The 24,222-nt window shown below is 40.3% G+C and carries 25 protein-coding genes; 19 read left to right on the forward strand and 6 right to left on the reverse strand.

The window, feature by feature from the left end; translation table 11 throughout:
* Positions 1-76: 76 nt before the first annotated feature.
* The 5 genes from Q0C76_RS08395 to Q0C76_RS08415 form a co-directional block, all read right to left on the reverse strand.
* Entirely contained in the window at positions 77-640 is a 564-nt protein-coding gene (locus tag Q0C76_RS08395) for a hypothetical protein (protein ID WP_295731911.1), read from the reverse strand.
* A gap of 28 nt (positions 641-668) precedes the next feature.
* Positions 669-1,142, reverse strand: coding sequence for a PTS sugar transporter subunit IIB (locus tag Q0C76_RS08400; protein WP_295731913.1), 474 nt, complete (start codon positions 1,140-1,142; stop codon positions 669-671).
* Positions 1,143-1,158: 16 nt separating this feature from the next.
* Entirely contained in the window at positions 1,159-1,578 is a 420-nt protein-coding gene (locus tag Q0C76_RS08405) for a PTS sugar transporter subunit IIA (protein WP_295731915.1), read from the reverse strand.
* A gap of 21 nt (positions 1,579-1,599) precedes the next feature.
* Complete coding sequence (locus tag Q0C76_RS08410) at positions 1,600-2,433, reverse strand: PTS system mannose/fructose/sorbose family transporter subunit IID (protein ID WP_295731977.1); 834 nt, start codon at positions 2,431-2,433, stop codon at positions 1,600-1,602.
* A gap of 93 nt (positions 2,434-2,526) precedes the next feature.
* Positions 2,527-3,297: a PTS sugar transporter subunit IIC gene (locus Q0C76_RS08415; RefSeq protein ID WP_295731918.1), complete on the reverse strand. Its 771-nt coding sequence runs from the start codon at positions 3,295-3,297 to the stop codon at positions 2,527-2,529.
* 153 nt (positions 3,298-3,450) lie between these two features.
* Here Q0C76_RS08415 and Q0C76_RS08420 point away from each other — a divergent pair, with 153 nt between their 5' ends.
* From Q0C76_RS08420 to Q0C76_RS08465, 10 genes are all read left to right on the forward strand, one after another.
* Complete coding sequence (locus Q0C76_RS08420; protein WP_295731921.1) at positions 3,451-4,098, forward strand: histidine phosphatase family protein; 648 nt, start codon at positions 3,451-3,453, stop codon at positions 4,096-4,098.
* A 10-nt stretch (positions 4,099-4,108) separates the two neighbouring features.
* A complete protein-coding gene (locus tag Q0C76_RS08425) occupies positions 4,109-4,978 on the forward strand; it encodes a LysR family transcriptional regulator (RefSeq protein ID WP_295731924.1) in 870 nt (289 codons plus the stop codon).
* Positions 4,979-5,092: 114 nt separating this feature from the next.
* Positions 5,093-6,526, forward strand: a complete 1,434-nt coding sequence (gene gndA / locus Q0C76_RS08430; protein ID WP_295731927.1) for an NADP-dependent phosphogluconate dehydrogenase — start codon at positions 5,093-5,095, stop codon at positions 6,524-6,526.
* Positions 6,527-6,863: 337 nt separating this feature from the next.
* A complete protein-coding gene (locus Q0C76_RS08435) occupies positions 6,864-7,319 on the forward strand; it encodes a PTS sugar transporter subunit IIA (protein WP_295731930.1) in 456 nt (151 codons plus the stop codon).
* A 13-nt stretch (positions 7,320-7,332) separates the two neighbouring features.
* On the forward strand, positions 7,333-8,733 hold the full coding sequence (locus Q0C76_RS08440; protein WP_295731933.1) for a PTS galactitol transporter subunit IIC: 1,401 nt from the start codon (positions 7,333-7,335) through the stop codon (positions 8,731-8,733).
* An 18-nt stretch (positions 8,734-8,751) separates the two neighbouring features.
* Complete coding sequence (locus tag Q0C76_RS08445; protein ID WP_295731936.1) at positions 8,752-9,045, forward strand: PTS sugar transporter subunit IIB; 294 nt, start codon at positions 8,752-8,754, stop codon at positions 9,043-9,045.
* A 77-nt stretch (positions 9,046-9,122) separates the two neighbouring features.
* Entirely contained in the window at positions 9,123-11,240 is a 2,118-nt protein-coding gene (locus tag Q0C76_RS08450) for a BglG family transcription antiterminator (RefSeq protein ID WP_295731939.1), read from the forward strand.
* Between the two features lie 13 nt (positions 11,241-11,253).
* A complete protein-coding gene (locus Q0C76_RS08455; RefSeq protein WP_295731942.1) occupies positions 11,254-11,520 on the forward strand; it encodes a hypothetical protein in 267 nt (88 codons plus the stop codon).
* 12 nt (positions 11,521-11,532) lie between these two features.
* Positions 11,533-12,519, forward strand: a complete 987-nt coding sequence (locus Q0C76_RS08460) for an amidohydrolase family protein (protein ID WP_295731945.1) — start codon at positions 11,533-11,535, stop codon at positions 12,517-12,519.
* A gap of 85 nt (positions 12,520-12,604) precedes the next feature.
* On the forward strand, positions 12,605-12,841 hold the full coding sequence (locus tag Q0C76_RS08465; protein WP_295731948.1) for a cytochrome b5 domain-containing protein: 237 nt from the start codon (positions 12,605-12,607) through the stop codon (positions 12,839-12,841).
* A 99-nt stretch (positions 12,842-12,940) separates the two neighbouring features.
* Here the strand turns inward: Q0C76_RS08465 and Q0C76_RS08470 are convergent, their stop codons facing one another.
* Positions 12,941-13,705, reverse strand: coding sequence for a DeoR/GlpR family DNA-binding transcription regulator (locus tag Q0C76_RS08470; RefSeq protein ID WP_295731951.1), 765 nt, complete (start codon positions 13,703-13,705; stop codon positions 12,941-12,943).
* 233 nt (positions 13,706-13,938) lie between these two features.
* Here Q0C76_RS08470 and ulaG point away from each other — a divergent pair, with 233 nt between their 5' ends.
* From ulaG to Q0C76_RS08515, 9 genes are all read left to right on the forward strand, one after another.
* Positions 13,939-15,012, forward strand: a complete 1,074-nt coding sequence (gene ulaG, locus Q0C76_RS08475; protein ID WP_295731954.1) for an L-ascorbate 6-phosphate lactonase — start codon at positions 13,939-13,941, stop codon at positions 15,010-15,012.
* A gap of 89 nt (positions 15,013-15,101) precedes the next feature.
* Positions 15,102-15,560, forward strand: coding sequence for a PTS sugar transporter subunit IIA (locus Q0C76_RS08480; protein ID WP_295731955.1), 459 nt, complete (start codon positions 15,102-15,104; stop codon positions 15,558-15,560).
* 24 nt (positions 15,561-15,584) lie between these two features.
* Positions 15,585-17,090 (forward strand): PTS ascorbate transporter subunit IIC, encoded by a 1,506-nt coding sequence (locus Q0C76_RS08485; RefSeq protein ID WP_295731957.1) that lies wholly within the window; start codon positions 15,585-15,587, stop codon positions 17,088-17,090.
* A 38-nt stretch (positions 17,091-17,128) separates the two neighbouring features.
* Positions 17,129-17,434 (forward strand): PTS sugar transporter subunit IIB, encoded by a 306-nt coding sequence (locus Q0C76_RS08490; protein WP_006916464.1) that lies wholly within the window; start codon positions 17,129-17,131, stop codon positions 17,432-17,434.
* Positions 17,435-17,452: 18 nt separating this feature from the next.
* Positions 17,453-18,091, forward strand: coding sequence for a 3-keto-L-gulonate-6-phosphate decarboxylase UlaD (locus tag Q0C76_RS08495; RefSeq protein WP_295731963.1), 639 nt, complete (start codon positions 17,453-17,455; stop codon positions 18,089-18,091).
* 100 nt (positions 18,092-18,191) lie between these two features.
* Positions 18,192-19,076 carry an L-ribulose-5-phosphate 3-epimerase gene (locus tag Q0C76_RS08500; protein WP_295731966.1) on the forward strand — a complete coding sequence of 295 codons (885 nt, stop codon included), beginning with the start codon at positions 18,192-18,194 and terminating at the stop codon, positions 19,074-19,076.
* Between the two features lie 28 nt (positions 19,077-19,104).
* The gene (locus Q0C76_RS08505; RefSeq protein ID WP_295731969.1) at positions 19,105-19,839 is read left to right on the forward strand and encodes an L-ribulose-5-phosphate 4-epimerase; all 735 of its coding nucleotides are present in this window, start codon (positions 19,105-19,107) and stop codon (positions 19,837-19,839) included.
* Positions 19,840-19,978: 139 nt separating this feature from the next.
* Complete coding sequence (ptsP, locus tag Q0C76_RS08510) at positions 19,979-21,709, forward strand: phosphoenolpyruvate--protein phosphotransferase (RefSeq protein WP_295731972.1); 1,731 nt, start codon at positions 19,979-19,981, stop codon at positions 21,707-21,709.
* A gap of 318 nt (positions 21,710-22,027) precedes the next feature.
* The gene (locus tag Q0C76_RS08515) at positions 22,028-24,070 is read left to right on the forward strand and encodes a KxYKxGKxW signal peptide domain-containing protein (RefSeq protein WP_295731974.1); all 2,043 of its coding nucleotides are present in this window, start codon (positions 22,028-22,030) and stop codon (positions 24,068-24,070) included.
* The last annotated feature ends 152 nt before the right edge of the window (positions 24,071-24,222 follow it).

The raw sequence follows: 24,222 nt of genomic DNA on the forward strand, positions 1-24,222 counted from the left end.
CCAAAAAACTTAAATAAAAAAGTCAGCGCCATTCCAGCGCTGACATACATATTTCAGAATCGTTTATAACTGATGATTATGATAGTCGATTATACTTTGCATTAATTAAAATGTGTGGATTATAGATGGTTCCTTGCCGCTTTAATTCATTATAAATTTTGAGAAATGGCTTGCGACGAAACTTAAAGCCATCAATGATGATTGAATAAACGGCTAGATTACCATTTTCGGCATAATTTGTTTTGATTTGCTGAGCCTGTTTTTGGCGGTCTGTAATAACATCAAAGGCAATAATCCCAATTTGATAAGTAGCATTATTGGGAACCAATTCAATTTTTTGAATGATTTTCCAAGGAATTGTAACTGGCTGTTCTTTAGTGAAATCGGTAATCCCTTTGCTACTAATTGAATACAGTATTTGATGGGTAATCATTGGTTTAGATGTTTTCCAAACTAGGATTAAAAACAAGGCGGCAAAGAAAACGGCAAAGCCTTTCCAAATCAAATTGGTGTGAACCCAAAGGATGGCTAATAATCCACTGATGATTAAGAGATAAGCGATGTCAATAATTATAATGCGGACTGCATCAGCCGTCACATCATATTGATAATCTTGATTCACTTGTTGATTATTAGACAAACTTGGCCAGCACCTTTCTTTTTAATTCTTACTTAAAACTAACTTTTCGTGATTCTGGAACAGATTGGAAATAAACTTCCACATCATCGTCAGCCAAAGCATGTAAATTATCGATATCTTCCTGTGTTAAGGAAACATCACCAATTGGTTGAGAAACCGTTCCTGGTTTCTTAGCAGCACCACCAACATCAACTTCTTTTAAAGGTAATCCATTGTCGTATGATTCCTTTAATTCTTTGACGTTTTTGAAGACGATCAATGCTTTGTCATCGCCAAATTGGTTCTTTTTCCATTCCTCAGCGACTTCCTTGGTGGAGTAGACACGAATTTTCAAACCACCGGTTGAATTAGTAGAAACGTAGATGTCTTTAAGAAAGTCATCCGCTGCAGTGGCGTTGTCAACAACATAAACGGAATTCGTTCCGCGTCCTTTCGTCCACTTTTGCATTACCTTTCCATGAATAAGACGGTCATCGACACGAGCCATATTAATTTCACCCATAATTATTACTCCTTTATTATTTATTCTTTAAAAAGTTAATATCAATCAGTTTCATTCCAGTTTGACCAACTTCGATGGAGTCGTGAATTAATTTATCAGTATCATCTTCACTGTCTGTAAAGTTAATCAGGTTGATTAAGACCGGTAAATTGAGTCCGGTAATAATCTTTAAATCACGGAAATCAGCTAAAGAACGTAATGCTACATTTGAAGGACTGCCACCTAATAAATCAACCAAGACAATCGTTTCATCATATTTTTCTTGGTTGTCATTGAGAACTTTGACGACCTTATTCTTCAGGTCATCAACTGATTCGCCTTGATGTAATCCTAAACCAGTAACGTTGGGCTGTTCACCCATTAAAAGCTCAAGACTTTTAACTGTTTCAATCCCCATATTACCGTGGGTAACGAGTAAAAATGCACGTTTTTTCATTATACAAACACCTCCAAATTATTAAACAATGTAGAAGCAAGATAAAACAATCAAAATGAGAGTGAGGTAAATCAACCCACGAGTGATCTTAAGCCCCTTCTTTTGGAAGTATAGGTATAGTAACAAAATAGCAGTTAACGGTAAGATCCCGGGCATGATGGTATTCAAAATTGATTGAACGTCGAATGTCTTGTGGGAAATCGTAAATTTGAGATAACTCTTGATTTTGACGTATTGTCCAGCCATGATTCCCATCATGTATAGGCCTAAAACACCTAAACCGTCAATGATTGAGGACATTCGACCGGATGTCATAATTTCTTTAGCAGCTGATCGACCCAATGAATAACCCATCTTAGTAAAGTAGTAACCATAAATATAAGTTGCGGTTGCAAAACATAGGAATGGCAGCAAGCATCCTAAGAAGTTACCCTTTTGGGCGAACGGAAGGAAGATGGCAATAAAGATATATTGGACGGTTCCCGAATCAATTGAGTCACCGATTCCGGCTAGCGGACCCATTAGTCCAACTTTAGTGTTTGAAATAATATCTTCAGAAATTGCTTCCTCACCATTAGCCATTGCACGAGCCCGTGCTTCTTCTAGTGAGATGGTAACCCCCATCAGAGTCCCACCACCCCAAGTACATTGGGTGTTGAAGAATAACAGATGACGTTGAAAGGCTTTAGCGAGCTCATCCTTAGTTTTATATAACTTTTTGAGGATTGGAATAAGTCCAAAACAAAAGGCAGGAGCTAGCATGCGGTCAAAGGTGTGGTTAACTTCGTTGGCCCACCACCAACCAAACCAAGCTTTCATTAAATCACGATTAGTGATTTTGTCAGGTTGCGGAATCTTCCCATCTTTATTTTGTGGTTCAGTTTCCGGATTAGTGGTTTTTTGTAAATCTTTATCCTTACTCAATATTTGTCCCTCCTTACTTTACGCTTAATTTTCCACTTGCTTTTGGGTGAACATTACATATAAGAATGCAAAGATAATCCCAAATGCAGCGTAAATTGTCATATTAATGTTCAATTTTGCAAAGGCGACACTCATGAAGTATGCCAGGAAGAAGAATGGCAATAGCTTTTGTTTACCAATAACTTGCATAATTACGGCGATCCCAAGTGCTGCTAATCCACCACCAACACTGGTTAAGACGTGAATAATTGTGCCATGTTGGATGTTAGCAACAACGTGAGCGATGACTGGAGCACCGAAGTAAAGAGCGATAAAAACAAGCGGAATGAATAGGCAGAAAGAAATCACGGTTGGAATTGCCATAATCGAAATTCGTAAGCCGTGCGCATTGGCTTCCTTTGCATACCGGTCCATTGGTTTCAAAGCAAAAGTATTGAGGAAAAAGCGGAATTGGTAGAGATAACTACCAAGCAAGCCAACTGGAACGGCAATGGCAATTGCTGCTTGCGGGCTCATATTTCCCATGATAGCCACCGGCACCGCAATGGCGGCAGCAATACAAGGTTCGGCAGGGAGCGCACCACCAGGAGCAACGAATCCCATATAAACTAATTGAATTGCAGCAGTAATAATAACGGCTCGATGCATTTGTCCCATAATGAGACCAACCATCATTCCAGTCATTAATGGGCTAAAACGCATGGTTAATGTTGCAAATCCTAAAATACGTGACTCAACTAATGCGACCCAAAGCGCAATTAGTAGTGCTTGCCACACGGTTAAAGTAACATGCATAAAATAACCTCCTAAAATAATTGCAAAATAAAGCAGAAAGTTAGCAATCCGAAACATTTAACTTTCTATTCACTTTTTATTATAATTGAAAGCGGATACATTACAAGTCGTTATATTTAATTTTTAAATATAAATTGAAAGGAAGCTACCAAAATGACCAAACTATACTTAATTCGGCATGGCGAAACCACTTTAAATCGATTAGGCAGAATGCAAGGGCAGATTGATTCTTTTTTGACCGAGAAAGGACATTACCAAGCTAAGCAAACTGCGTCTTCACTAAAGGCAATTAAATTTTCAGCGATCTTTTCTTCAGATTTAGGTCGGGCCAAGCAAACGACGCAAGATATCATCAACGAGCTTCAATTAGCTAATCTGCCGTATCGAACAAGCTCAGATCTGCGTGAGGTCAATTTTGGCTTTTTCGATGGATTACCATGTCGAGCCGTTTGGCAAGAGATTACTAATATGACCATGTATGATGGTCAAGATGATATAATTAAACATGGCGGAATGTCTGAAGTACGTTCCCTCATGTTAAAAAAAGATAAATATAAATATGCAGAATCCTATCAATCAATTATTGAGCGTTGGCAACACTTTGTTGATGGCTTAAGCAGTTTAAAGACCACCGCCAACATCTTAATTGTTTCACACGGGACGTTCATCCGAACGATTAGTGAACACTATGGAGCTTATGTAGCAGGAAAGGAGAATGTTCCACAAAATGGTGGGGTAACCATTTTTAACATGCAGCAGGGCAGAATTACACTGCAAAAATATAATGTTCAATTAGAATAATGGTGTCACGATGAATTCAGAATTAGTAGAAACTTTTTTAAAAATTGTAGAATATCGTCAAATTTCTTTAGCGGCTAACGCGCTTTTTATTACTCAGGCGGGAGTTAGTAATCGGCTCAATAAGTTAGAACGTCATCTGGGCGTGAAACTGATTAATCGAGTAAAGGGACACTCACAAATTACTTTAACGGAATATGGTGAAAAATTTATTCCGTTAGCCAAACAGTATTTAAGTATTATTAATAGTGCCAATCAATTAAAGAATGAACCGCATTATGACCAACTTACGGTTGTGACTACAAATGATATTTGCGGACTTTACTTGGCACCTTTGATTAAAACAATTCACTTATCAAATCCAGAAATTAGGTTAGACATTCGGTGCACAGATAGTGAAAATATTGAACCAATGGTCAACGAGCTGCAAGCTGATATCGGCTTGCAGCCATTTAAAACCAGTGATCCGAAACTTAATGCAACCAAAATATTTAGTGATCCGCTGGTTTTGGTTACTAAAGGAAACCATCAATTATCTCAGCAGGTCTCAGCAGATGACTTGGATCGGCATAATGAAGTCTTCATTAAATATAATGACGAGTATGCGGTTTGGCACAATATTTGTTGGGATCAGACCATTATTCCGGCGCTTGCCACTAATACAGTGACGGGAGCAATTCCAACTTTGTTAACTAGTGATCAATGGGCGATTGTACCGAATCAGTTAGTTAATTTATCACATGGTGATTTGAAGAAACACCATTTAAATGAATTAAAAATGAGCATGACACTATATGCAATCAACGTGAAAAACAATGTAAAAAAATCGGTAATCAGCCAGTTGTTATCATTGATGAAATTTTGTTTAGCAAAGACCATTTAATAAAATTTAAACTTTGATCAATGTTTCTCAAATAAAATCTTTCACATATTTAGCTTTCTGTTATAATGGTCACTGTAAACGTATTTTTTATTTATTAAGGAGTGTGACAACACAATGTCAGATAAGAAAGCACAAATTGGTGTTGTAGGTCTTGCCGTTATGGGTAAGAACTTGGCCTTAAACATCGAAAGTCGCGGATTTACTGTTGGGGTATACAACCGGCACCGTAACCGGACTGACGAAATGATGAAAGACCACAGTGATAAGAAGTTAATCCCTAGCTACACAATCAAGGACTTTGTTGACTCACTTGAAAAGCCACGTCGGATCCTATTGATGGTTAAGGCTGGTGGACCAACTGACGCTGTTATTGATGAATTACTCCCATTGCTTGACAAGGGTGACGTTCTGATTGACGGTGGTAACACCAACTTCAACGACACGATGGCCCGGAATGCTAAGCTTGACAAGTCAGGCATTAACTTCATCGGTATGGGTGTTTCCGGCGGTGAATTAGGTGCGCTTCATGGTCCTTCCTTAATGCCAGGTGGTCAAAAGGAAGCCTACGACTTAGTTGCTCCTATCCTGACACAAATTGCTGCTAAAGCTGAAGACGGTAAGCCTTGTGTTGCCTACATTGGACCAAATGGTGCTGGTCACTATGTCAAGATGGTTCACAATGGTATTGAATACGGTGATGAAGAATTAATTGACGAAAGTTACAACGTGATGCGGAATGTCCTTGGACTGAGCGTTGACGAAATGGCCAAGATTTTCCACGAATGGGACCAAGGCGAATTGGATTCATTCTTGATCAACATTACTGCCGACATTCTTACTCGTAAGGATGACCTTGGTGATGACAAGAACAAGCCAATTGTTGACATGATTCTTGACCGTGGTGCTAACAAGGGTACTGGTAAGTGGAGTTCCATGACTGCTCTTGATGGTGGTGCTCCTCAATCAGTGATCACTGAAGCGGTTTACGCTCGTTACATTTCCATGATGAAGGACGAACGGGTAAAGGCAAGCAAAGAATTGCCAGTTGAAACTGAAGCAATCTCGATCGATGATAAGAAAGAAATGATTGAAAAGATCCGTCAAGCCCTTTACTTCGGTAAAGTTATGAGTTATGCCCAAGGGTTCGAACAAATGCGGATTGACTCCGATCGTTATGACTGGGGTCTGAAGTACGGTGAATTGGCGCAAATTTGGCGTGAAGGTTGCATTATTCGTGCACAATTCTTACAAAAGATTACTGATGCTTTTGACAAGAACCCTGATCTTAAGAACTTGTTGCTTGATGACTACTTCAAGGATATTGCCAAGAAGTATCAAAAGGCTACCCGTGATGTTGTTGCTCTTGCTGTTAAGGCCGGTGTACCAACACCATCACTTAGCGCTGCCATTAACTACTACGATTCTTATCGTGCAGAAGTGCTTCCTGCTAACTTGCTTCAAGCACAACGTGACTACTTCGGTGCTCACACTTACGAACGTACTGACCGTCCTGGAAACTTCCACTACAGCTGGTACGAAGAACAATAATCATCCAATGATGGTAAAAGGAGCGGAATTTCCGCTCCTTTTTTTTGTGGACTGATTTTTTTGCACTATTACCGAAGAGTAGTGGTGAAGCTTGCACTTAAACGAAATTTTTGACTTTTAGTAGTTGCAATGCTTATTAATTTGAGGCAGGTTAATGCAAAGCGGTTCATACCTTCTAATGACCGACACGTAAGGATTTTGCAATCGTTAAAATTAAATTTATAAGCAATGGTGCAACTGGTGGTTGATAAACTGCACTTAATAAAATAGATGGTTGCACTATTTTGCAAAGCGTTTTCATCTTAGAATGTAGACAATTAAGAAAGGAGGAGACGAGTTGGATTTTATTAAGGACAACTTAGTTTTTGCTCACCTGTCAGCTCAGGATTCAACCGGTGTTATTTCACAATTAGCGGATGCTTTATATCGAAATGGTAACGTTAATGGTGATTATAAGCAGGCGGTTTTAGACCGGGAAAAGGTTTACCCAACTGGACTACCCAGCGGTGATATTTGTGTTGCGGTACCGCACACGGATGTCAAGTACGTTAAGTCACCGGCAATTGTGTTCGCAACGCTTGATCAACCAGTTAAGTTCGCAAATATGGCAGACAAATCACAAACTGTTGACGCTCGCATTGTAACAATGCTGGCAATGAAGGAACCTCACAGTCAAGTGCAATTATTACAAAATCTTATGCAATTATTCCAAAATCAGGATTTATTAAAGAAATTGCTCAAGCTGGATAGTTCCGCCAAACTGTATGATGAACTGGTTGCATATTTTAAGTAAGGAAGTGTAAAAATTGAAACCAGTAGTTGATTTTATTGAATATATTGTCGATTTAGGACCAACGGTTATGATCCCAATTATCTTCCTGATTTTTGGATTATGTTTGAAGGTACCTTTTGCTAAGGCACTCCGTGGTGGCCTAATGGTCGGAATTGGTTTTATTGGATTAAATGCTACCGTTACAATTCTGACTAGTGTTATGAACCCAGCAGTTAAGGAAATCATTCGGACCATGCACATCAACCTATCAGTTATTGATGTTGGTTGGCCATCTGCTTCTGCGATTGCATATGGTTCAGTTGTTGGGGTTACGATGATTCCACTAGGAATTGCGATTAACGTTGTCATGTTGATGACCAAGACAACACAAACCATTGACGTTGATATTTGGGACTTCTGGCACTTTGCTTTTGCCGGCTCATTAATTTATGCCTTAACTAACGACATGTTATTGAGTTTATTCTCTGCTTCGGTAATTATGATTGTGATTATGGTTACTGCTGACCGGACCGCACCGTTATCAGAAAAGTACTTAGGCTTACCAGGAATTTCAATTCCTCACGGTTATGCCGGTTCATTCGTTCCATTTGCAGTTGTTTTGAACTGGATTATGGATAAAATTCCGGGAGTAAATAAGATTCACTTGGATGCTAAAGACTTCAATAAGAAGTTTGGTAACTGGGGTGAACCAACCCTCCTTGGTTTTGAAATTGGGGTATTAGTAGGTTTCCTTGCCTATGGTTTTGTACCAAGCATGGATTGGCCAACTAAGATTGGTAAGATTTTGTTAATGGGGGTTACCCTTTCGGCAATTATGATCATTACTCCAAAGATGGCTGCCCTCTTACTTCAAGGGGTGGTTCCGGTTTCCAACAACATCCAAAAGTTGACGCAAAAGCACTTTGGCGGTCGGAAGTTCTACATTGGGATGGATACCGCTGTTGGGATTGGGAACCCAGTTGTCTTGGCTTGTGCAACCTTGATGATTCCATTATCACTAGTATTTGCATTCATTTTGCCAGGTAATAAGTTCTTACCAACAATTGGGTTAGTTGGATTTGTCTTTATGTTCCCACTAATCGTGTCAGTGGTTCATGGTGACTTCTTCCGTTCCTTTATCATCGGTGCCATTAACGTTATTTTGGGACTGTACATTGGGACCCAATTATCACCATTCTTCACTAAGGCTGCACGGGCTGCTCACTTTGCAATTCCAAAGAACTCAACGTTGATTGGTTCAATCGACTATGAATCTAACCCATACCCATGGATTATGTTCCAATTAGCACATAACAAGTGGATCTGCTACATTGTTGGGATTGTTATTTGCTTAATCTTGCTTTATTGGAACCGTCGTTGTATCATTCGTGATGAAAAGAAGGCTGAAGCAGCGAAGGCTGCTAAGGAAGCCTAGTCATAGGAGGCTATTATAATGAGGAAGATTATTGTTGCTTGTGGTGCCGGCGTTGTTACTAGTACAACTGCTATGAACAAGTTAAATGAAGAATTAAGTGACCGTGGCTATAACGAAGGGACGGACTACAAGTTAGTTCAAACTAGTGTTGGTCAAGTTCCTGCATTAGCTGATGATGCTGATGCTGCAGTTACCACTACTCAATATGACAATGATGAACTCAGCATTCCAGTGATCAATGGGTTGCCTCTTTTGACTGGGATCGGTGCTGATGACGTAATTGACAAAGTTGAAGGAATTATCAAAGGTTAATTCCAAGCTGGTTTTTTGAAAAATCGTTAAGGCGGTTAGGAGCTACCTTAACGATTTTTTGCTAAAGAGAGGGTATTATGAAGGGTTCACCAATTCGTGATTTAATTGATTATCTGGTTATTCAACGGCGGTATGTCAAATTAGAAGAGTTGTGTACGCACTTTGGCGTGTCAAGACGGACCATTTTTTATCGGATTCGTCAAGCTAATCAACTATTAACGCAAAATAATATTCCAAAAATTAAGAATGAACGCGGTGCAGGTTACCTGCTGGATCCCCAAAGTATTAAATTGTGGCGTGCACTGCAGGCTAATTTGCATCAGGAGGATCAATCATCACCTGATCAAGAACCATCTAGCAGTCGCGCAAGCCGGATTCGCAAGATCCTATGGTTAATGATTATCAAAGATACCGATGTTTCAATCAATGATTTAGCAGTTGGTTTGAAAGTTTCACGAAATACAATTATTAATGACTTTAAGCTAATTCAGCAACAGTATCCGCAATTAAAGGTTCAGTCAACCGTAAATGGACACCAAATTACCTGTATTGAAAACCAGATTCGGCGGTATGTTTTTCATGAGTTGCAACAGGATATTCATGGCTATTTTGCTCAGCAGATCCAGCAACTTACGTTCCCGGTGGTTGATCAAGGACAGGCGAAAAAAGATTTTCAACAATTAGAACATGAGATTCAATCTAAATTTACGGAAAATGCCTACTGGACGTTAATTTTGATTTTAAAGTTTAGTATTTATCGACTTTCATTAGGACATTTAGTTACGCAAACTGCAACAACAGTTGGTGAAATCAATCAAATTACAAAATCGGTAGTTCCAGCAGTGCGGACCTTTTTAAAGGTGAACGGGGTTAATGATCCTCATGAATTAGTATTTTTTACCGAATTGGTATTGGGATCGCAAGTCTCTTCAATTAATTATATTCGACCCGAGTTTCAGCAAACGATGATTACCGTTACTAAACAGATTATCATGCGGTATGATCAGATTGCCGGAACTCGGATTAACTCGGCAGAATTTATTCAAGCACTGAGTAATCACTTATTTGCGACTTACTTCCGTTGTAAATTTAATTTTGAGTTTAGCTCGAGTGTTTTAAAGGCGATCGAGGACCAGTTTTCTAATATGATTAAGTTTGTTCAAATTGCTTGTCAACCATTGGCCAACATGATTGGTAAACCCATCTCGGTAAACGAAATTGCCCTTATCTGCTTATACTTTATTTCCTATGATGATGTTTCAAATGATAATCTGACAACATTCTTAGATCAAACGGGTGAAATTAAGGAAAGTCTGGAAGCTGAAGTGCTGCTAGTCTGCACGAGTGGGGTTAGTACTTCAGCATTGCTGTATTCGACCTTGCATCGTCGTTACCCACTAATTAATTTTTCGCGGGCATTGAGTATTGAAAAATTAGCCAAGATTATGCGAATGCCCAATAAAGCTAAATTGATTATTACGACGGCCCCGTTGAATCAAGCTAATTATGGGATCCCAACGATTTATGTTCAGTCAGTATTGAGTGCACGTGATGGCTACAAAGTTGAACAAGTGCTGCGAAAGTATTTCCCTCAATTATCAATTAATCAAGAAAATTCTTTAAATAATATCATTGATATTATTCAACAAAGCGCGGATATTCATGATTTAGAAAAATTAAAGCATGATCTTTTAGAATATTTATTCCCCACTGATCATGAAAAATCCCAACATGATGGGATTCGCTTGAGTGACTTGATTACTACTGATCAGATTAAAATTTTTAAAGACAGTCAATTAAACTTAAAACAAATCATTCGTCAGTTATGCTGGATCTTAACTAATAAGAACATTACGACCCCGGAATATGCGGATGATATTATCCAGCTAATTGATCAGTATGGCCCCTATATGCTCGTCTCGGCAGATACTTTTTTAGCCCATGCAGCGCCAAGTGACCATACCCAGCGTGTCGGGGTGGCGATTGGTATTTTACAACAACCATTACACCTGCAAATCAATGATAAGGAAGTTGCGTTACGGTGTGTAATTTTACTATCGCCAGGGTATCATCATGAGCATGATCAGGCATTAGCAGAATTGATTAATATTATTACTAATCAACCACTATATCAACAAGTTCTGAATGCACAGTCTTCAAAAGAAGCTGCTAAACTTATTCAAACAATCTATTAAGGAGCGCTCAATAATGAAAACTAAGTATAATCTTCCGTTTTATGTAATTATGATTACCGGTTTTGTCAGTACCATTGGTTTAGCTGTTTGGGAAATGATGGTTCATCATCCTCAAACAGCTGGTGTGAATTTGATTGCAGCACTGATGTTTGGGATGTTAACGATTCGCAAGTATACGGCTGATCGTCAAATGGGTAAGGTCATTAGTATCTTAAATTGGATTATCCTGATTGGGATTTTTATTGCGATTGCGGCAGAAAGTGGTTTGATTTATAAATAATTGGTGATGAACATGCGTAAAATTGATGGACACATTCATTTAGTTCGTGAATTGGCTGGTGCCAAAGGCCAGGGTCGCTTAAATCCGTTGGGAAATGGTGATGCCATTTGGGATGACGGTGAAGTTATACATTTAATTCCGCAAGGCTGGGGTAATGATAACTTTTTAGTTGAAAAGTATTTGCCTGTGATGCAACAAGAAAACATTGCCAAGGCAGTTTTGTTGCAAGGGACGCTTAATGGTTATCAGAATTATTATACGTACCAAGTGATAAAACGCTTCCCGGAAAAGTTTATCGGGGCCTTTGCCGTTGATCCGTTTGATGAGTTTGTAATGAAAATTGTTAAACGGCATGTCGAACAGCTTGGGTTTAGAGCAATCAAATTTGAAATTAGTCAGGGAGGCGGTCTCCACGGCTTTCATCAGCCATTTCGTTTAGATATTAATCCGCGATGTTCGGAAATTTTTCACTATCTTGCGGATTATCCGGGTTTTGTGGTAACGGTGGACTATGGTGATGATACCCAAACCAGTTACCAACCGGAAGCAATCGTTAATCTTGCAAAGCGGTATCCCCAATTTGATTTTGTGGTTTGTCATCTGTCATTTCCAAATGCAACGCATTTGAATCGCCTTCATAACGTTTTAGATCAATTTGGCGGTTTAAAAAATATTTATGTTGATCTTTCAGCAATTCAAGATATTCAAGGAGAAACGAGTGAAGATTTTCCATATCCTCAATGTCAGCAGTCAGTGCGATTGGCAAAGCAAGTGTTAGGAACTAAACGTTTAATTTGGGGAACTGACGCACCGTGGTCAGCCACGTTTAACTCTTATCATCAACTTGCTACTTGGTTGGAACATACGTCACTTTTTTCTAAAACTGAACTAGCAGATGTGATGTATCACAATGCTGAACGGGTGTACTTTAAGCCGCAAAATCAACGAGCTGTGAAGAAAGCATATGATCCAGTGATCCAAAAGTTGAAAAACCATTAATTAACAACACATTAGTCGTTTTAGTAATTATGTTTAATTATAATGAAGTTGTACATTCGGTTAATGAATCTTAGGAGGGATGACGATGAGTGAAAAAATTTTTACCAAGGGTGAATTAGCAACCTTCAATGGCAAGAACGGGCAGCCAGCTTACGTGGCCATTAACGGGACGGTCTATGATGTTTCGGGCAAGGCTGCCTGGCAAAATGGTAAGCATCATGGTAATGTGGCAGGACAAGACTTAACTGAAACGTTGTTTAATAAGTCACCGCATAAAGATCAAGTTTTAAAGGGTTTGCCAGTGGTTGGCAAATTGGCATAACGTTGTAAGAATGACCCAAGTTAGGTAGATCAAACTACAAATGAGCTCCAGAGTAGGTTTTACACCTGCACTGGAGCTCATTTGTATATAACAGAATGTTCAAATTTGGGTCACTTGAACGACCTCAACCCCTTGTTTGCGGAAGGCATCGAGAATTTTTCCTGAAACAAAGGTATCAGTGATCAAGATATCGATATCAGAGATTTTGCCAATGGTGAAGTTAGAAAAACTACCAAATTTACTATAATCGGCTACGACAATTAAGCGCCGTGAATTTTTGATAATATTGCGATTAACATTGGCTTCTTCAATCCAAGGAGTGGAGATTCCTTGATCCAGACTTAATCCGGCGCAACCAATAATTCCCCAGTCAGAACGCATGCTAAGAAAGGTGCGGTTAGCAATATCGCCACTCATAATGTCGCGATTGTTGACGTTGCCTCCAGATAAGATCAGCGAAGCCATGTTATGGTCAGATAATAACTTTACGGCGTTACCATTGTTAGTAATGATGGAAACTTTTTTATTAAGGAGGGCTTTCACTGCATAAAAAGCGGTCGAACTGGAATTAATAAATACAATCTCATTATCGTTAATGTTTTTAGCGGCTTCGTTGCCCAGACTCTTTTTGATCCGAAAACGTGAATCGCTATGGCTAGCATTTTCAGGAGAAACAAAGCTGACGACTCCCAGATGTTGTGTTAAGCGACCCATTTTAACCAGACTATTGCAGTCACGACGGATCGTCATCTCTGACACTTTCAGATGTTTACTGAGTTCTTCAATAGTCATTGATTGTTTTTTATTTAATACATCTAAAATGTGTTCCCTTCGATTTTCGATATTCTTATATGAGTTTCTCATATATGTCACCTCTGCATAGTATTTAAATGGTTAATGGCTGTTTTATATGTGATTATAACAAATAAAATAATAAATGGCGGTTTTTCAATCCTAAAAAGTGAAAAAATATTGATAATAACATTTAATTATCATATAAAGTGAAAAAATAACATATAAAACGATTGAAATCGGTTACTTAAGATAATATCCTATACTCGTAAACAAATAAAGATGTTGTTTAGGAGGAATTTACAATGGCATCACCAAAGAATATTAACGATGTAACTCCAGAAAATTACGCAATGAACAATTTTCCAGAATGGGGTCAATACCTCAACGAAGAAATTGCTGATTACAAAGTTCCGGCAGGTAGTTTCCGACTCTGGTGGACTGGATGCATGGGCTTTTGGCTCAAGACGCATGAAGGTACCAACATTTTAGTCGATGTTTGGAATGGTACTGGTAAGCACACCCATGGTAATGGCAAGATGCGTAAGGGTCACCAAATGATGCGGATGGCTGGTGTTGAAGCTCAACAACCAAACTTACGTAACCGTCCATACGTCATTGATCCATTTGCTTTCAAGGACGTTGATGCCCTTTGTGTTACTCACACACACCACGATCACTTAGACATTTACACCGCTGCTTGTGTTAACAAGAACTGCCCAAACGCTAAGTTTATCGGACCTCAAGGCGTGGTTGATGAATGGATCGAATGGGGAATTCCTGCTGAAAAAACCATTGTTGTCAAACCTGGCGATGAAGTCAAAGTTGGCGCAGTTAACATTAAGGCCCTTGAATCATTTGATCGGACCGAATTAGTAACTGAAGATGACCCGAGTGTTACGCTGGAAGGCCACATGCCACAAGAAATGGCAAAGGTTGCAGCTAACTACTTATTTGAAACTTCAGGTGGTAACCTTTACGACGCTGGTGACTCTCACATGTCCAACACCTTTACGAAGCACGGTAACGAAAACAAGATTGATGTTGCTCTTTGTGCTTACGGTGAAAACCCACGGGGAATCACGGATAAGCTGGATGACTCACAAGTTCTGCGGATGTCAGAAGATTTGAAGACTAAGGTTGTAATCCCAATGCACTGGGACATTTGGTCCAACTTCTTTGCTGATCCAAAGGATATCATTAAGCTTTGGAAACTTAAGAAGTACCGTTTGCACTATGACTTCAAGCCATACATTCTCCAAGTTGGTGGTGGATTTAGCTTCCCACAAAACAAGGACGACTTTGAATACATGTACGATCGCGGTTTCCACGACGCATTCAAGAACAAACCAGACTTACCATTCCCAGAATTACTTTAATTCACCGAGTGCTTAAAGTTGGAAGGGAAAATTAAATGAAGATTATTAATTAGCCCACGTTCGGGTGGGCATGGGAGGATTATTAAATAATGTTACGTTACTTTTTAGAAAATGGACTAGTTAATATTACGGACCAGCATCCTGACAATTGGGAAGATGCAATTCGCATTAGTGGGGAAGTTGTGAAGAAGAACAATTTGGTTACTGACCAATACATTGACCAAGTGGTTTCTGATGTTAAAGAATATGGTCCCTACATTGTGATTGTTCCTGGTGTTGCAATGCCACACTCCTCTGCTGAAAACAGTGGTGTCTTAGGAACCGGAATTGGCTTCACGATTATGCCAGAAAAGGTTTCATTTGAAGATGGTAACCCAGACAAGGATGCCAAGCTATTCTTTATGCTTGCTGCTAAAGATCACGATACTCACGTCAAAAATATTGCAAACTTATCTGACATGTTAATGGAAGACGACATGGTCGACGATCTCTTGAAGATTAAGACGATGGATGATTATCGTGACGTTATGAAGAAGCACAATATGTAAGATTGTCGAAAAAGGTGAAGAAATATGAATGCTGTATTTAATGTCTTTATGACAATCTGGGAATACTTTGCCAAAAACATTCTAGAACAACCAGCCTTTATGATTGGTTTTATTGTTCTGATTGGGTACCTTCTAGAAAAGAAGAAATGGTATGAAGTACTTTCTGGATTCTTAAAAGCCACAATTGGTTACTTTATTTTAACGGTTGGTTCAAGTGGTTTAGTGACTTCGTTCCGGCCAATCTTGGTTGGATTGAAATCACGGTTCCACCTTTCAGCCATGGTCACTGACCCTTACTTTGGTCAAAACGCCGTCACAGTCGGGATTATGAAACGCTTTGGTCGTTCATTTGCGGACACGATGTTACTGCTATTGTTTGCCTACATTATGAACATTCTTTTGGTTCGTTTCCAAAAGTACACGAAACTTCGTGCCGTCTTTACAACTGGTAATGTTCAAGTTCAACAAGCTGCAACTGCTTTTTGGCTGTTTCTCTTCTGTTTCCCACAAATGGGACGGATTCCTTTACTAATTGTGATGAGTATTGTTTTAGGCCTTTACTGGGCCGTTGGTTCCAACTTAACGGTTGGAATTACTCAGGAATTAACTGATGGTGCTGGATTTGGGATTGCCCACCAACAAATGTTTGGGATTTTCATCTTCGCTAAATGGGCTGAATGGATGGAAAAGCGTGCTAAGGCCAAGGGCAAGACCGAATCAAAACGTTTGGAAGATATCGAATTGCCGGGTTGGCTATCCATGTTCAACGATAACATGGTATCTACCGCGATCCTGATGATTATCTTCTTCGGAATTATTTTGATTATCCTTGGCCCATCCTACTTGATTAAAGCGGGCTTTATGAAGGCTGGTCAAAGTTTTGTCTTCTATATTATTCAGACGTCATTAATGTTTGCCGTTTACCTCGCAATTTTGCAACTCGGGGTTCGGACATTCGTTAACGAATTGACAGAATCCTTTACGGGAATTTCAGATCGGTGGTTACCAGGTTCTGTTCCTGGGATCGACGTTGCCGCAACCTTAGGGTTCGGTTCGCCAAATGCCGCTACAATCGGATTTATGTTTGGTGCTTTAGGTCAATTCTTAATGATCATTTTACTGATCGTTCTCAAGTCACCAACCATCGTGATTGCTGGGTTTATTCCGCTGTTCTTTGACAACGCAGCCATCGGTGTCTTTGCTAACAACCGTGGTGGTTACAAGTACGCGATGATTGCGCCATTTATCTCCGGGTTAATCCAAGTTGGTGGGTCAGCATTGATTGCAACCTGGGTTGGCATGGCAACATACGGTGGTTACCTCGGAATGTTCGACTGGGCAACGGTATGGCCACTCGCAACTGTCATCATGAAGTACCTAGGCTACATTGGAATTGCTGTTGTTATCATTGTCTTCGTCCTCATTCCACAACTGGAATACCGTCACGATCCAAAGGGTTACTTCTTAATCGTTAAGGATTATGACGCATGGAAGAAGATGCATGAAGAAGAGGCTGACGCAGCTAAATAATTACTAAATTAACATTTGTCAATTGAGGAGGATTTATCATGAAAATTTTAAGCGCATGTGCAAATGGTTCAGGAACAAGTTTGATGCTTTCAAGGACTGCTACTAAGGCAATGAAGGACTTAGGATTTAATGTCACTACTTCCGATCATACCTCGGTTTCAGAAGCTAAGGGAACTGCCCGCAACTACGATGTTGTATTCACATCATTACCATTCGTTAAGATGTTTGATGAAGCGGAGAAGCGTGGTGCCATTGTAATTGGTGTTAAGAATGTGATGTCCAAGCAAGAAGTTGAAGATGCTGTCAAGAACAACGAGAAACTTCAAGCAAAGCTAAACAAGTAATCAAAAGGGGAAAATAAAATGACAAAACCAATGTTACAAGTTGCGTTGGACACTGATACCACTGCCCAAGCACTCAATGTTGCTCGTCAAGTTAGCGATGTCGTTGACGTTGTTGAAGCCGGCACCCTCTTGATTTATCAAGAAGGAATGGATGCCGTGAGTGATTTACGGGCGATTGCACCGGACAAGATTGTGTTAGCTGATGCTAAATGTGCTGATGCTGGTGGTCACATCGGTAAGGTTGCTAAAGAACATGGCGCTGATTGGTTAACTTGCATTAACGCTGCGACTGTGCCAACCATGGCGAATGCCCAAAAAGAAATTGAAGTTCAAGTTGAATTATATGAAGGCTGGGACAACAAGGAACGAGCACAAGAATGGCTGGATAATGGAATTGACCAAGTGGTTTATCACCAAAGCCGTGATGCCAAGTTTGCTGGGCAAACTTGGGGTGAAAAAGACTTGAACTCTGTAAAGAGTTTGATCGATATGGGCTTTAAGGTTTCTGTTACTGGTGGTGTTAAGCCAGAAGTCTTGAAATTGTTTAAAGGCCTTCCAGTATATTGTTTCATTGCTGGTCGGGCAATTCATGGCGCTGATGATCCACACGCAGCTGCTCTTGAATTCAAGAACGAAATTGACCGTATTTGGGGTTAATTACAAACTGCCTCAGTCAAAATAATCTCTTTTTTTGCAAAGCAATGGCGGGCTGTAATTGGTCTGCCATTGCTTTTTATTTGAAAGGAACGACTTAATAATGACAAAAAATGCGTTAGGAATCTACGAAAAAGCCTTACCGCAAGACTTAAGCTGGCAAGAGAAATTTCAATTAGTTCATGATTTAGGCTTTAATTTTCTGGAGTTCTCAATTGATGAAAGCGATGAACGTCTTGCGCGGTTAGACTGGACGAAAGAACAGCGGGCAGAATTTCGTCAAGCAATGTGGACCACGAATAGTCGGATTAATACAATGATGTTGTCTGGTCACCGGCGTTACCCGCTGGGGTCTAAAGATCCGCAAATTCGTCAAAAGTCGCTAGAAATGATGAAAAAAGCGATTGATCTAGCGGTGGATTTGGGAATCCATAACATTCAAATGGCCGGTTACGATGTTTACTATGAAGACAAGACCATGCTGTCACGTGAACTATACATCGAAAACCTTGCTAAGTGTGTTCATATGGCCGCCAAAAAGATGGTGATGCTCTCCATTGAGACAATGGATGATCCGTTTTTAAACTCGATTGAAAAAATTGCGGAATTAAAGAGTCAGATTCACAGTCCATGGCTCCAGGCATATCCTGATCTCGGTAACTTGAGCGCGTGGCCAGAAAACTATGTGCCTGTCGACTTTGAAAAACACATTGATGATGTTGCTGCAATTCATTTGAAGGATACGAAGGCAGTCACGCCAACTTTTAAGGGCCAATTTAAGAATGTCCCATTTGGTAAAGGGTGCGTTGATTTTGCAGGATTGCTTAAGGAACTCGTTCGTTTGAAGTATAATGGTAGCTATACGATTGAAATGTGGACTGGCGATAACGGCGATAGTGATCCGATTGAGGAAATCAAAGGTGCTAAACAGTACTTCGATACGCTTTTCAAGCAGGTTGGTATTACTCAAGAACCTGTTAACAAGTAAATCGCAATGAATTAAAGGAGAAAAGACGATGCTTGAAGAATTAAAACAAGAAGTTTATGAAGCAAATATGCAACTGCCTAAGCTGGGTTTAGTTACCTTTACTTGGGGCAACGTTTCAGGAATTGACCGCGAAAAGGGCTTATACGTTATTAAGCCATCAGGGGTTCCTTATGAAGATTTAAAACCGGAAGATATGGTTGTTGTTAATCTGAAAGGGGAAGTTGTCGAAGGTGACTACAACCCATCATCAGATACACCAACGCATACTTATCTTTACAACCATTTTCCAAAGATTGGCGGCATTGTGCATACTCACTCGCCATGGGCAGTCTCATTTGCTGCTGCACGAATGGACGTTCCAGCCATGAACACAACCCATGCCGATACCTTCTATACGGATGTTCCAGCTGCGGATGCATTGACCAAACAAGAAATCGAAGAAGATTATGAAGGCAACACTGGTAAGGTAATTGTTCGGTCCTTTAAAGAACGGGGGCTCGATTACGAAGCGACGCCAGCAGCATTAGTAATGCAACATGGTCCATTTGCTTGGGGACCAACTCCAGACAAGGCGGTTTACAATGCCAAGGTGCTCGAAGTCGTGGCGGAAGAAGACTACCATGCAATGCAACTTACACATGAAGACTTGCACTTGCCACAATACCTTTTGGACAAGCACTATTACCGGAAGCATGGTGCTAATGCTTACTATGGTCAAAATAATGCCCATTCTAAGGACCATGCTAAACATGCGGGTAATTAATAATCTAAAGAAAGAAGCGATGGCTTCTTTCTTTTTTGAAAAAATTGGAAGCGGTTATCATTTATCGTAGTCATTGAATTGGTAACGGTTTATAATTTAAATATGTGTCAAATGTTAAAGAAGAAAAGGAGAAAGAGTCATGTCAAAAGACGTTAAAGGAATTGCTGCTAGTGATGGGATCGGCATTGCGCCAGCCTACTTGCTGATTGATCCAGATCTTTCATACGATCAGAATAAGCAAATTAGTGACACGGAAGCTGAATACGCTCGTGTTGAAACGGCATTTAATGATTCGATTACTGAATTACAAAAGATTAAGGAAAATGCAAAGGGCCGGTTAGGCGATGACGAACTTGAAGTCTTCGACGCTCATATTGCGATCCTGTCTGACCCCGAAATGCTTGGTCAAATTAAGGATGATATTAATAACAACAAAACCAGTGCCGAAGCTGCTGTTGATAAAGTAACATCCAACTTTGCAGATATACTGGCAGCAATGACTGACAATAAGTACATGCAAGAGCGGGCAGCGGATGTAAAGGATGTTGCAAAGCGGGCGATGAGTCACTTACTGGGTAAACAATTACCAAACATTGCTGGCATTGACCATCCGGTCGTTATTGTCGCTAAGGAAATTACACCTTCTGATACTTCGCAAATGGATGCCAAGTTTGTGAAGGGCATTGTAACGGATCTAGGTGGCCGGACTAGCCACGCTGCGATTATGTCACGGACTTTACGGATTCCAGCCGTAGTTGGTGCCGAAAATATTACTGAAAATGCCACAAATGGTCAAAATATCATTGTTGACGGCTTACATGGTGACATTATTGTGGATCCTTCAGATGACCAAGTGAAGGAGTACCAAGCCAAGGCTGATGCATTTGAAAAGGAACGCGCTGAATGGGCCAAATTAGTGGATGCACCTTCTGTTTCAAAGGATGGTAAGCACTTTGAAATTGCTGCTAACATTGGGACCCCGGACGACGTTGCTGATGCAATGAAGCAGGGTGCTGACGGCGTTGGTCTCTTCCGTTCAGAATTCCTTTACATGGGTTCTGATCACCTCCCAACTGAAGACGAACAGTTTGAAGCCTATAAGAAGGCGATTGTCGGCATGAAGGGTAAGCCAGTGGTTGTGCGGACCCTTGATATTGGTGGGGATAAGCCATTAGATTACTTACCGCTTCCTGACGAAATGAACCCCTTCTTAGGTTACCGGGCAATTCGGATTTGCTTAGACCGACCAGAAATTTTCAAGACCCAATTACGGGCATTGATCCGTGCTTCTGAATTTGGACCGTTGTCCATCATGTTCCCAATGATTGGGACGTTAGCTGAACTGCGGGCTGCTAAGCGAATTTTTGCAGAATGTAAGACTGAATTACAAAAAGACCACCCTGGTCTAGGTGATGATGTCAAGCTTGGAATGATGATTGAAGTTCCGTTGGCAGCAATTAACGCTGACAAGATGGCAGAAGAAGTTGATTTCTTCAGTATTGGTACAAACGACCTGATTCAATACAACTTTGCGGCCGATCGTGGCAACGATGCAGTTTCTTACCTTTACCAACCATTGAACCCAGCATTCCTTGGCTTGATTAACCACGTGATTGCGGCTGCCCACCGTCATGGAACAAAGGCTGCAATGTGTGGTGAAATGGCCGGTGACGAATTGGCATTACCATTATTAATGGGAATGGGCTTGGATGAATACTCAATGTCTGCTTCATCCATTTTACGGACTCGTTCAATGATGAAAGATCTTGACACTAAGGACTGTGCTAAGTTAGTGGAAAAGGCAATGGACTTAGACACGAACGAGGAAGTTGCTAACCTGATCAAGAAAGAATTAAACTTAGCTAAGTAGTTTTAAATAATTAAAACGGCGTCGTTAAAAAGCGGCGTCTTTTTTATTGTAATAATGTTAAATAAATGGCACAGTTGATCAGTCGATTAGTGCATAAAATTAAGCGGGGGGGGTAGAATTAATTTTCTAATAACGAAATTATTTATGATTTTATAGTTAAATTAAGTCATGCTTTGATTAATGTTTATGCTATAAAATAATTAATTCTTCAAATTTTTGATTGATAATAAAAGTTGAAAAAAAACCTATTAAAATAATAATCGTTCAAATGCGTGGAGTATTTGATAGATTTTTTGCTATTATATTGGAGGATTAATTATGCAAAATAATAAATTACGCTTCAAAATGTACAAATCTGGTAAAAACTGGATGGTTGCTGGTTTAATGACCACTGCCGTTTTAGCAGGTTTGACTTTGAGCAATGCTAATGGTGACGTGGTGGCTCATGCCGATGTTAACGCACCAAAGACGACTCAAGTTGCTAGTCAAAAGCAAGAAGTAAGCCAAGATCAATACAACGATCAAAAGGCCAAGGTTGCTACTGACCAAACTAACGTTGACAACGCCCAAAAGGATGTTGACGCTGCTCAAACTGCAGTTGACAACGCTAAGAAGGCTAACGAAAATGCTGCTAAGGTCAACGATGCTAAGACTGCTTGGAAGAATGCTGAAGCAGATTACACTAAGGCTAACAGCGACTACAACAAGGCCCACAAGGCAACTGCTGATGCCAAGGCTGCTTATGATCAAGCTAACGCCTACAAGAACAACTGGGACAAGAACGAAGACGCTTTATACAACAAGCTTCAAGATCAAATCTCAACATCTACGGCCACTAAGACTGACAACGAAAAGGTTGCTAAGGATGAAACTGCTGCAGCTAAGAAGGATGACGCTGCTTATGACGCAACTGCTAAGTTACAAGCAGAAGCTCAAGCAAAGCTTGACGCCCTTAACGCCGACCACAAAGCTACTGCAGAACAAAAGCAAGATGCTGCAGACTACAACCAAAGCTTGCTGGACCAATTAAACTCACTTTACCAAGATTCACAAAAGCACAAGAAGGCTGCTGAAGATGCTAACAAAGCAGTTGCTAATGCCGACAAGACAATTCGGAATGCTAACAAGATCTTGGCACCAAAGACTGACCGGAACCCGGCTGGTCGTGACTTATTAGGTCACAAGAAGGCTGCTGACAGTGCTGCTGACAAGAAAGTTGCTTATGAAACTGCTTTGCAACACGAAAAGGACTTAAAGGCCGTTCGTGACGCTGCTCGTTTGACTGCTAATGCTAAGAAGGCTGCTTACACTCAAGCTCGTGCTGATTACAACCTTCCAAACGATGCAGAATACGCAGAAATGCAAAAGAAGGCTACTGGTGCACGTCAAAAGATTAACAGCGACAAGGCTGATCCTGCATACACTAAGGTAACTGAACTTGAAGGCCACGTTAAGGATGCTAAGAAGGTTCTTGACAATGCTAAGAAGGCTGTTGATGGCGTTCAAGCTAAGGTTGATGCTCAAAACGATAAATTAGCTAAGGCTCAAGCAGACCTTGATGCTGCTAAGGCCGACGCTGCTAAGAACACTAATGATGATGTATTAGCTTCTAAAGTTATTCAAAAACAAAGCATTGTTAACGCAATTAAGGCACGTCTTCACGGTGCTGATGGTAAAGATACTGCCGGCTTAATGCATGACCTTGCTGCTGCTAAAGAAAACGTTAAGAACCGCGAAGGTGCTTTAGCTTGGTGGCAAAAGAAGCTTGATGGTGCTAAGGCTGACGCTCGTTACCAAAAGTTGGTTAGTGACATTAAGTACCGTCAATCAATCATTGACAAGGCTGACCAAGCAAAGGCTAACCGTGCCGCTGCTAAGGACGTTGACGAAGCAGTTGCTCCATTAGAAGCTGTTTTAGCACAAAAGCAAGGCGTTCTTAAGACTTACCAAGATGCATTAAAGGCTGACACTGACATTCTTAACAACATGGCTGTTAAGGGTCAAGCTGACAGTGGTAAAGACACTCCAAAGGGTGACGACACTAAGAAGGATGACAGCAAGAAAGACGATGCTAAATCTGATGACACCAAGGCAGATGTTAAGAAGGATGACGCTAAGTCAGATGCAAAGAGCGCTGCTAAGACAGACGTTAAGTCAGCTAAGACTGGTGTTCGCCAAGTTGCTATGACTCGCGCACAATACCGGAATTTAAAGAGTGCTGCTGATCAAAACGATACTAAGGCTAATAATGAAGCTAAGTTGCCACAAACTGGTAACAACGACTCAGCTGCTGTTCTTGCATTAGGTGCTGTTTCAGCAATGCTTGGCTTGGGTATGGTTGCTAAGAAGCGTGAATTCTAATTTTCATAATCAATAGCAAATTATTTATCGCTCAAGATAAGTAGGGATTTGGATAACGAAGTTCATAAAATTAAGAGGGGCTGTGACATAAGTCCTTTATAATAAATGAACCGTTCGGAATTCTCAAAATTCCGAACGGTTCTTCTTTTTTA

The sequence above is a fragment of the uncultured Limosilactobacillus sp. genome (assembly GCF_934202705.1).
In the GTDB taxonomy this organism is placed as follows: domain Bacteria; phylum Bacillota; class Bacilli; order Lactobacillales; family Lactobacillaceae; genus Limosilactobacillus.

Bases quoted from the DNA above. Each gene is read 5' to 3' on its own strand.
- ptsP (WP_295731972.1), top strand. From the start codon at position 19,979: ATGTCAAAAGACGTTAAAGGAATTGCTGCTAGTGATGGGATCGGCATT.
- Q0C76_RS08405 (WP_295731915.1), bottom strand. From the start codon at position 1,578: ATGAAAAAACGTGCATTTTTACTCGTTACCCACGGTAATATGGGGATT.
- Q0C76_RS08505 (WP_295731969.1), top strand. From the start codon at position 19,105: ATGCTTGAAGAATTAAAACAAGAAGTTTATGAAGCAAATATGCAACTG.
- Q0C76_RS08415 (WP_295731918.1), bottom strand. From the start codon at position 3,297: ATGCATGTTACTTTAACCGTGTGGCAAGCACTACTAATTGCGCTTTGG.
- Q0C76_RS08450 (WP_295731939.1), top strand. From the start codon at position 9,123: ATGAAGGGTTCACCAATTCGTGATTTAATTGATTATCTGGTTATTCAA.
- gndA (WP_295731927.1), top strand. From the start codon at position 5,093: ATGTCAGATAAGAAAGCACAAATTGGTGTTGTAGGTCTTGCCGTTATG.
- Q0C76_RS08420 (WP_295731921.1), top strand. From the start codon at position 3,451: ATGACCAAACTATACTTAATTCGGCATGGCGAAACCACTTTAAATCGA.
- Q0C76_RS08460 (WP_295731945.1), top strand. From the start codon at position 11,533: ATGCGTAAAATTGATGGACACATTCATTTAGTTCGTGAATTGGCTGGT.
- Q0C76_RS08470 (WP_295731951.1), bottom strand. From the start codon at position 13,705: ATGAGAAACTCATATAAGAATATCGAAAATCGAAGGGAACACATTTTA.
- Q0C76_RS08495 (WP_295731963.1), top strand. From the start codon at position 17,453: ATGACAAAACCAATGTTACAAGTTGCGTTGGACACTGATACCACTGCC.
- Q0C76_RS08465 (WP_295731948.1), top strand. From the start codon at position 12,605: ATGAGTGAAAAAATTTTTACCAAGGGTGAATTAGCAACCTTCAATGGC.
- ulaG (WP_295731954.1), top strand. From the start codon at position 13,939: ATGGCATCACCAAAGAATATTAACGATGTAACTCCAGAAAATTACGCA.
- Q0C76_RS08490 (WP_006916464.1), top strand. From the start codon at position 17,129: ATGAAAATTTTAAGCGCATGTGCAAATGGTTCAGGAACAAGTTTGATG.
- Q0C76_RS08485 (WP_295731957.1), top strand. From the start codon at position 15,585: ATGAATGCTGTATTTAATGTCTTTATGACAATCTGGGAATACTTTGCC.
- Q0C76_RS08480 (WP_295731955.1), top strand. From the start codon at position 15,102: ATGTTACGTTACTTTTTAGAAAATGGACTAGTTAATATTACGGACCAG.
- Q0C76_RS08400 (WP_295731913.1), bottom strand. From the start codon at position 1,142: ATGGGTGAAATTAATATGGCTCGTGTCGATGACCGTCTTATTCATGGA.
- Q0C76_RS08445 (WP_295731936.1), top strand. From the start codon at position 8,752: ATGAGGAAGATTATTGTTGCTTGTGGTGCCGGCGTTGTTACTAGTACA.
- Q0C76_RS08500 (WP_295731966.1), top strand. From the start codon at position 18,192: ATGACAAAAAATGCGTTAGGAATCTACGAAAAAGCCTTACCGCAAGAC.
- Q0C76_RS08425 (WP_295731924.1), top strand. From the start codon at position 4,109: ATGAATTCAGAATTAGTAGAAACTTTTTTAAAAATTGTAGAATATCGT.
- Q0C76_RS08515 (WP_295731974.1), top strand. From the start codon at position 22,028: ATGCAAAATAATAAATTACGCTTCAAAATGTACAAATCTGGTAAAAAC.
- Q0C76_RS08455 (WP_295731942.1), top strand. From the start codon at position 11,254: ATGAAAACTAAGTATAATCTTCCGTTTTATGTAATTATGATTACCGGT.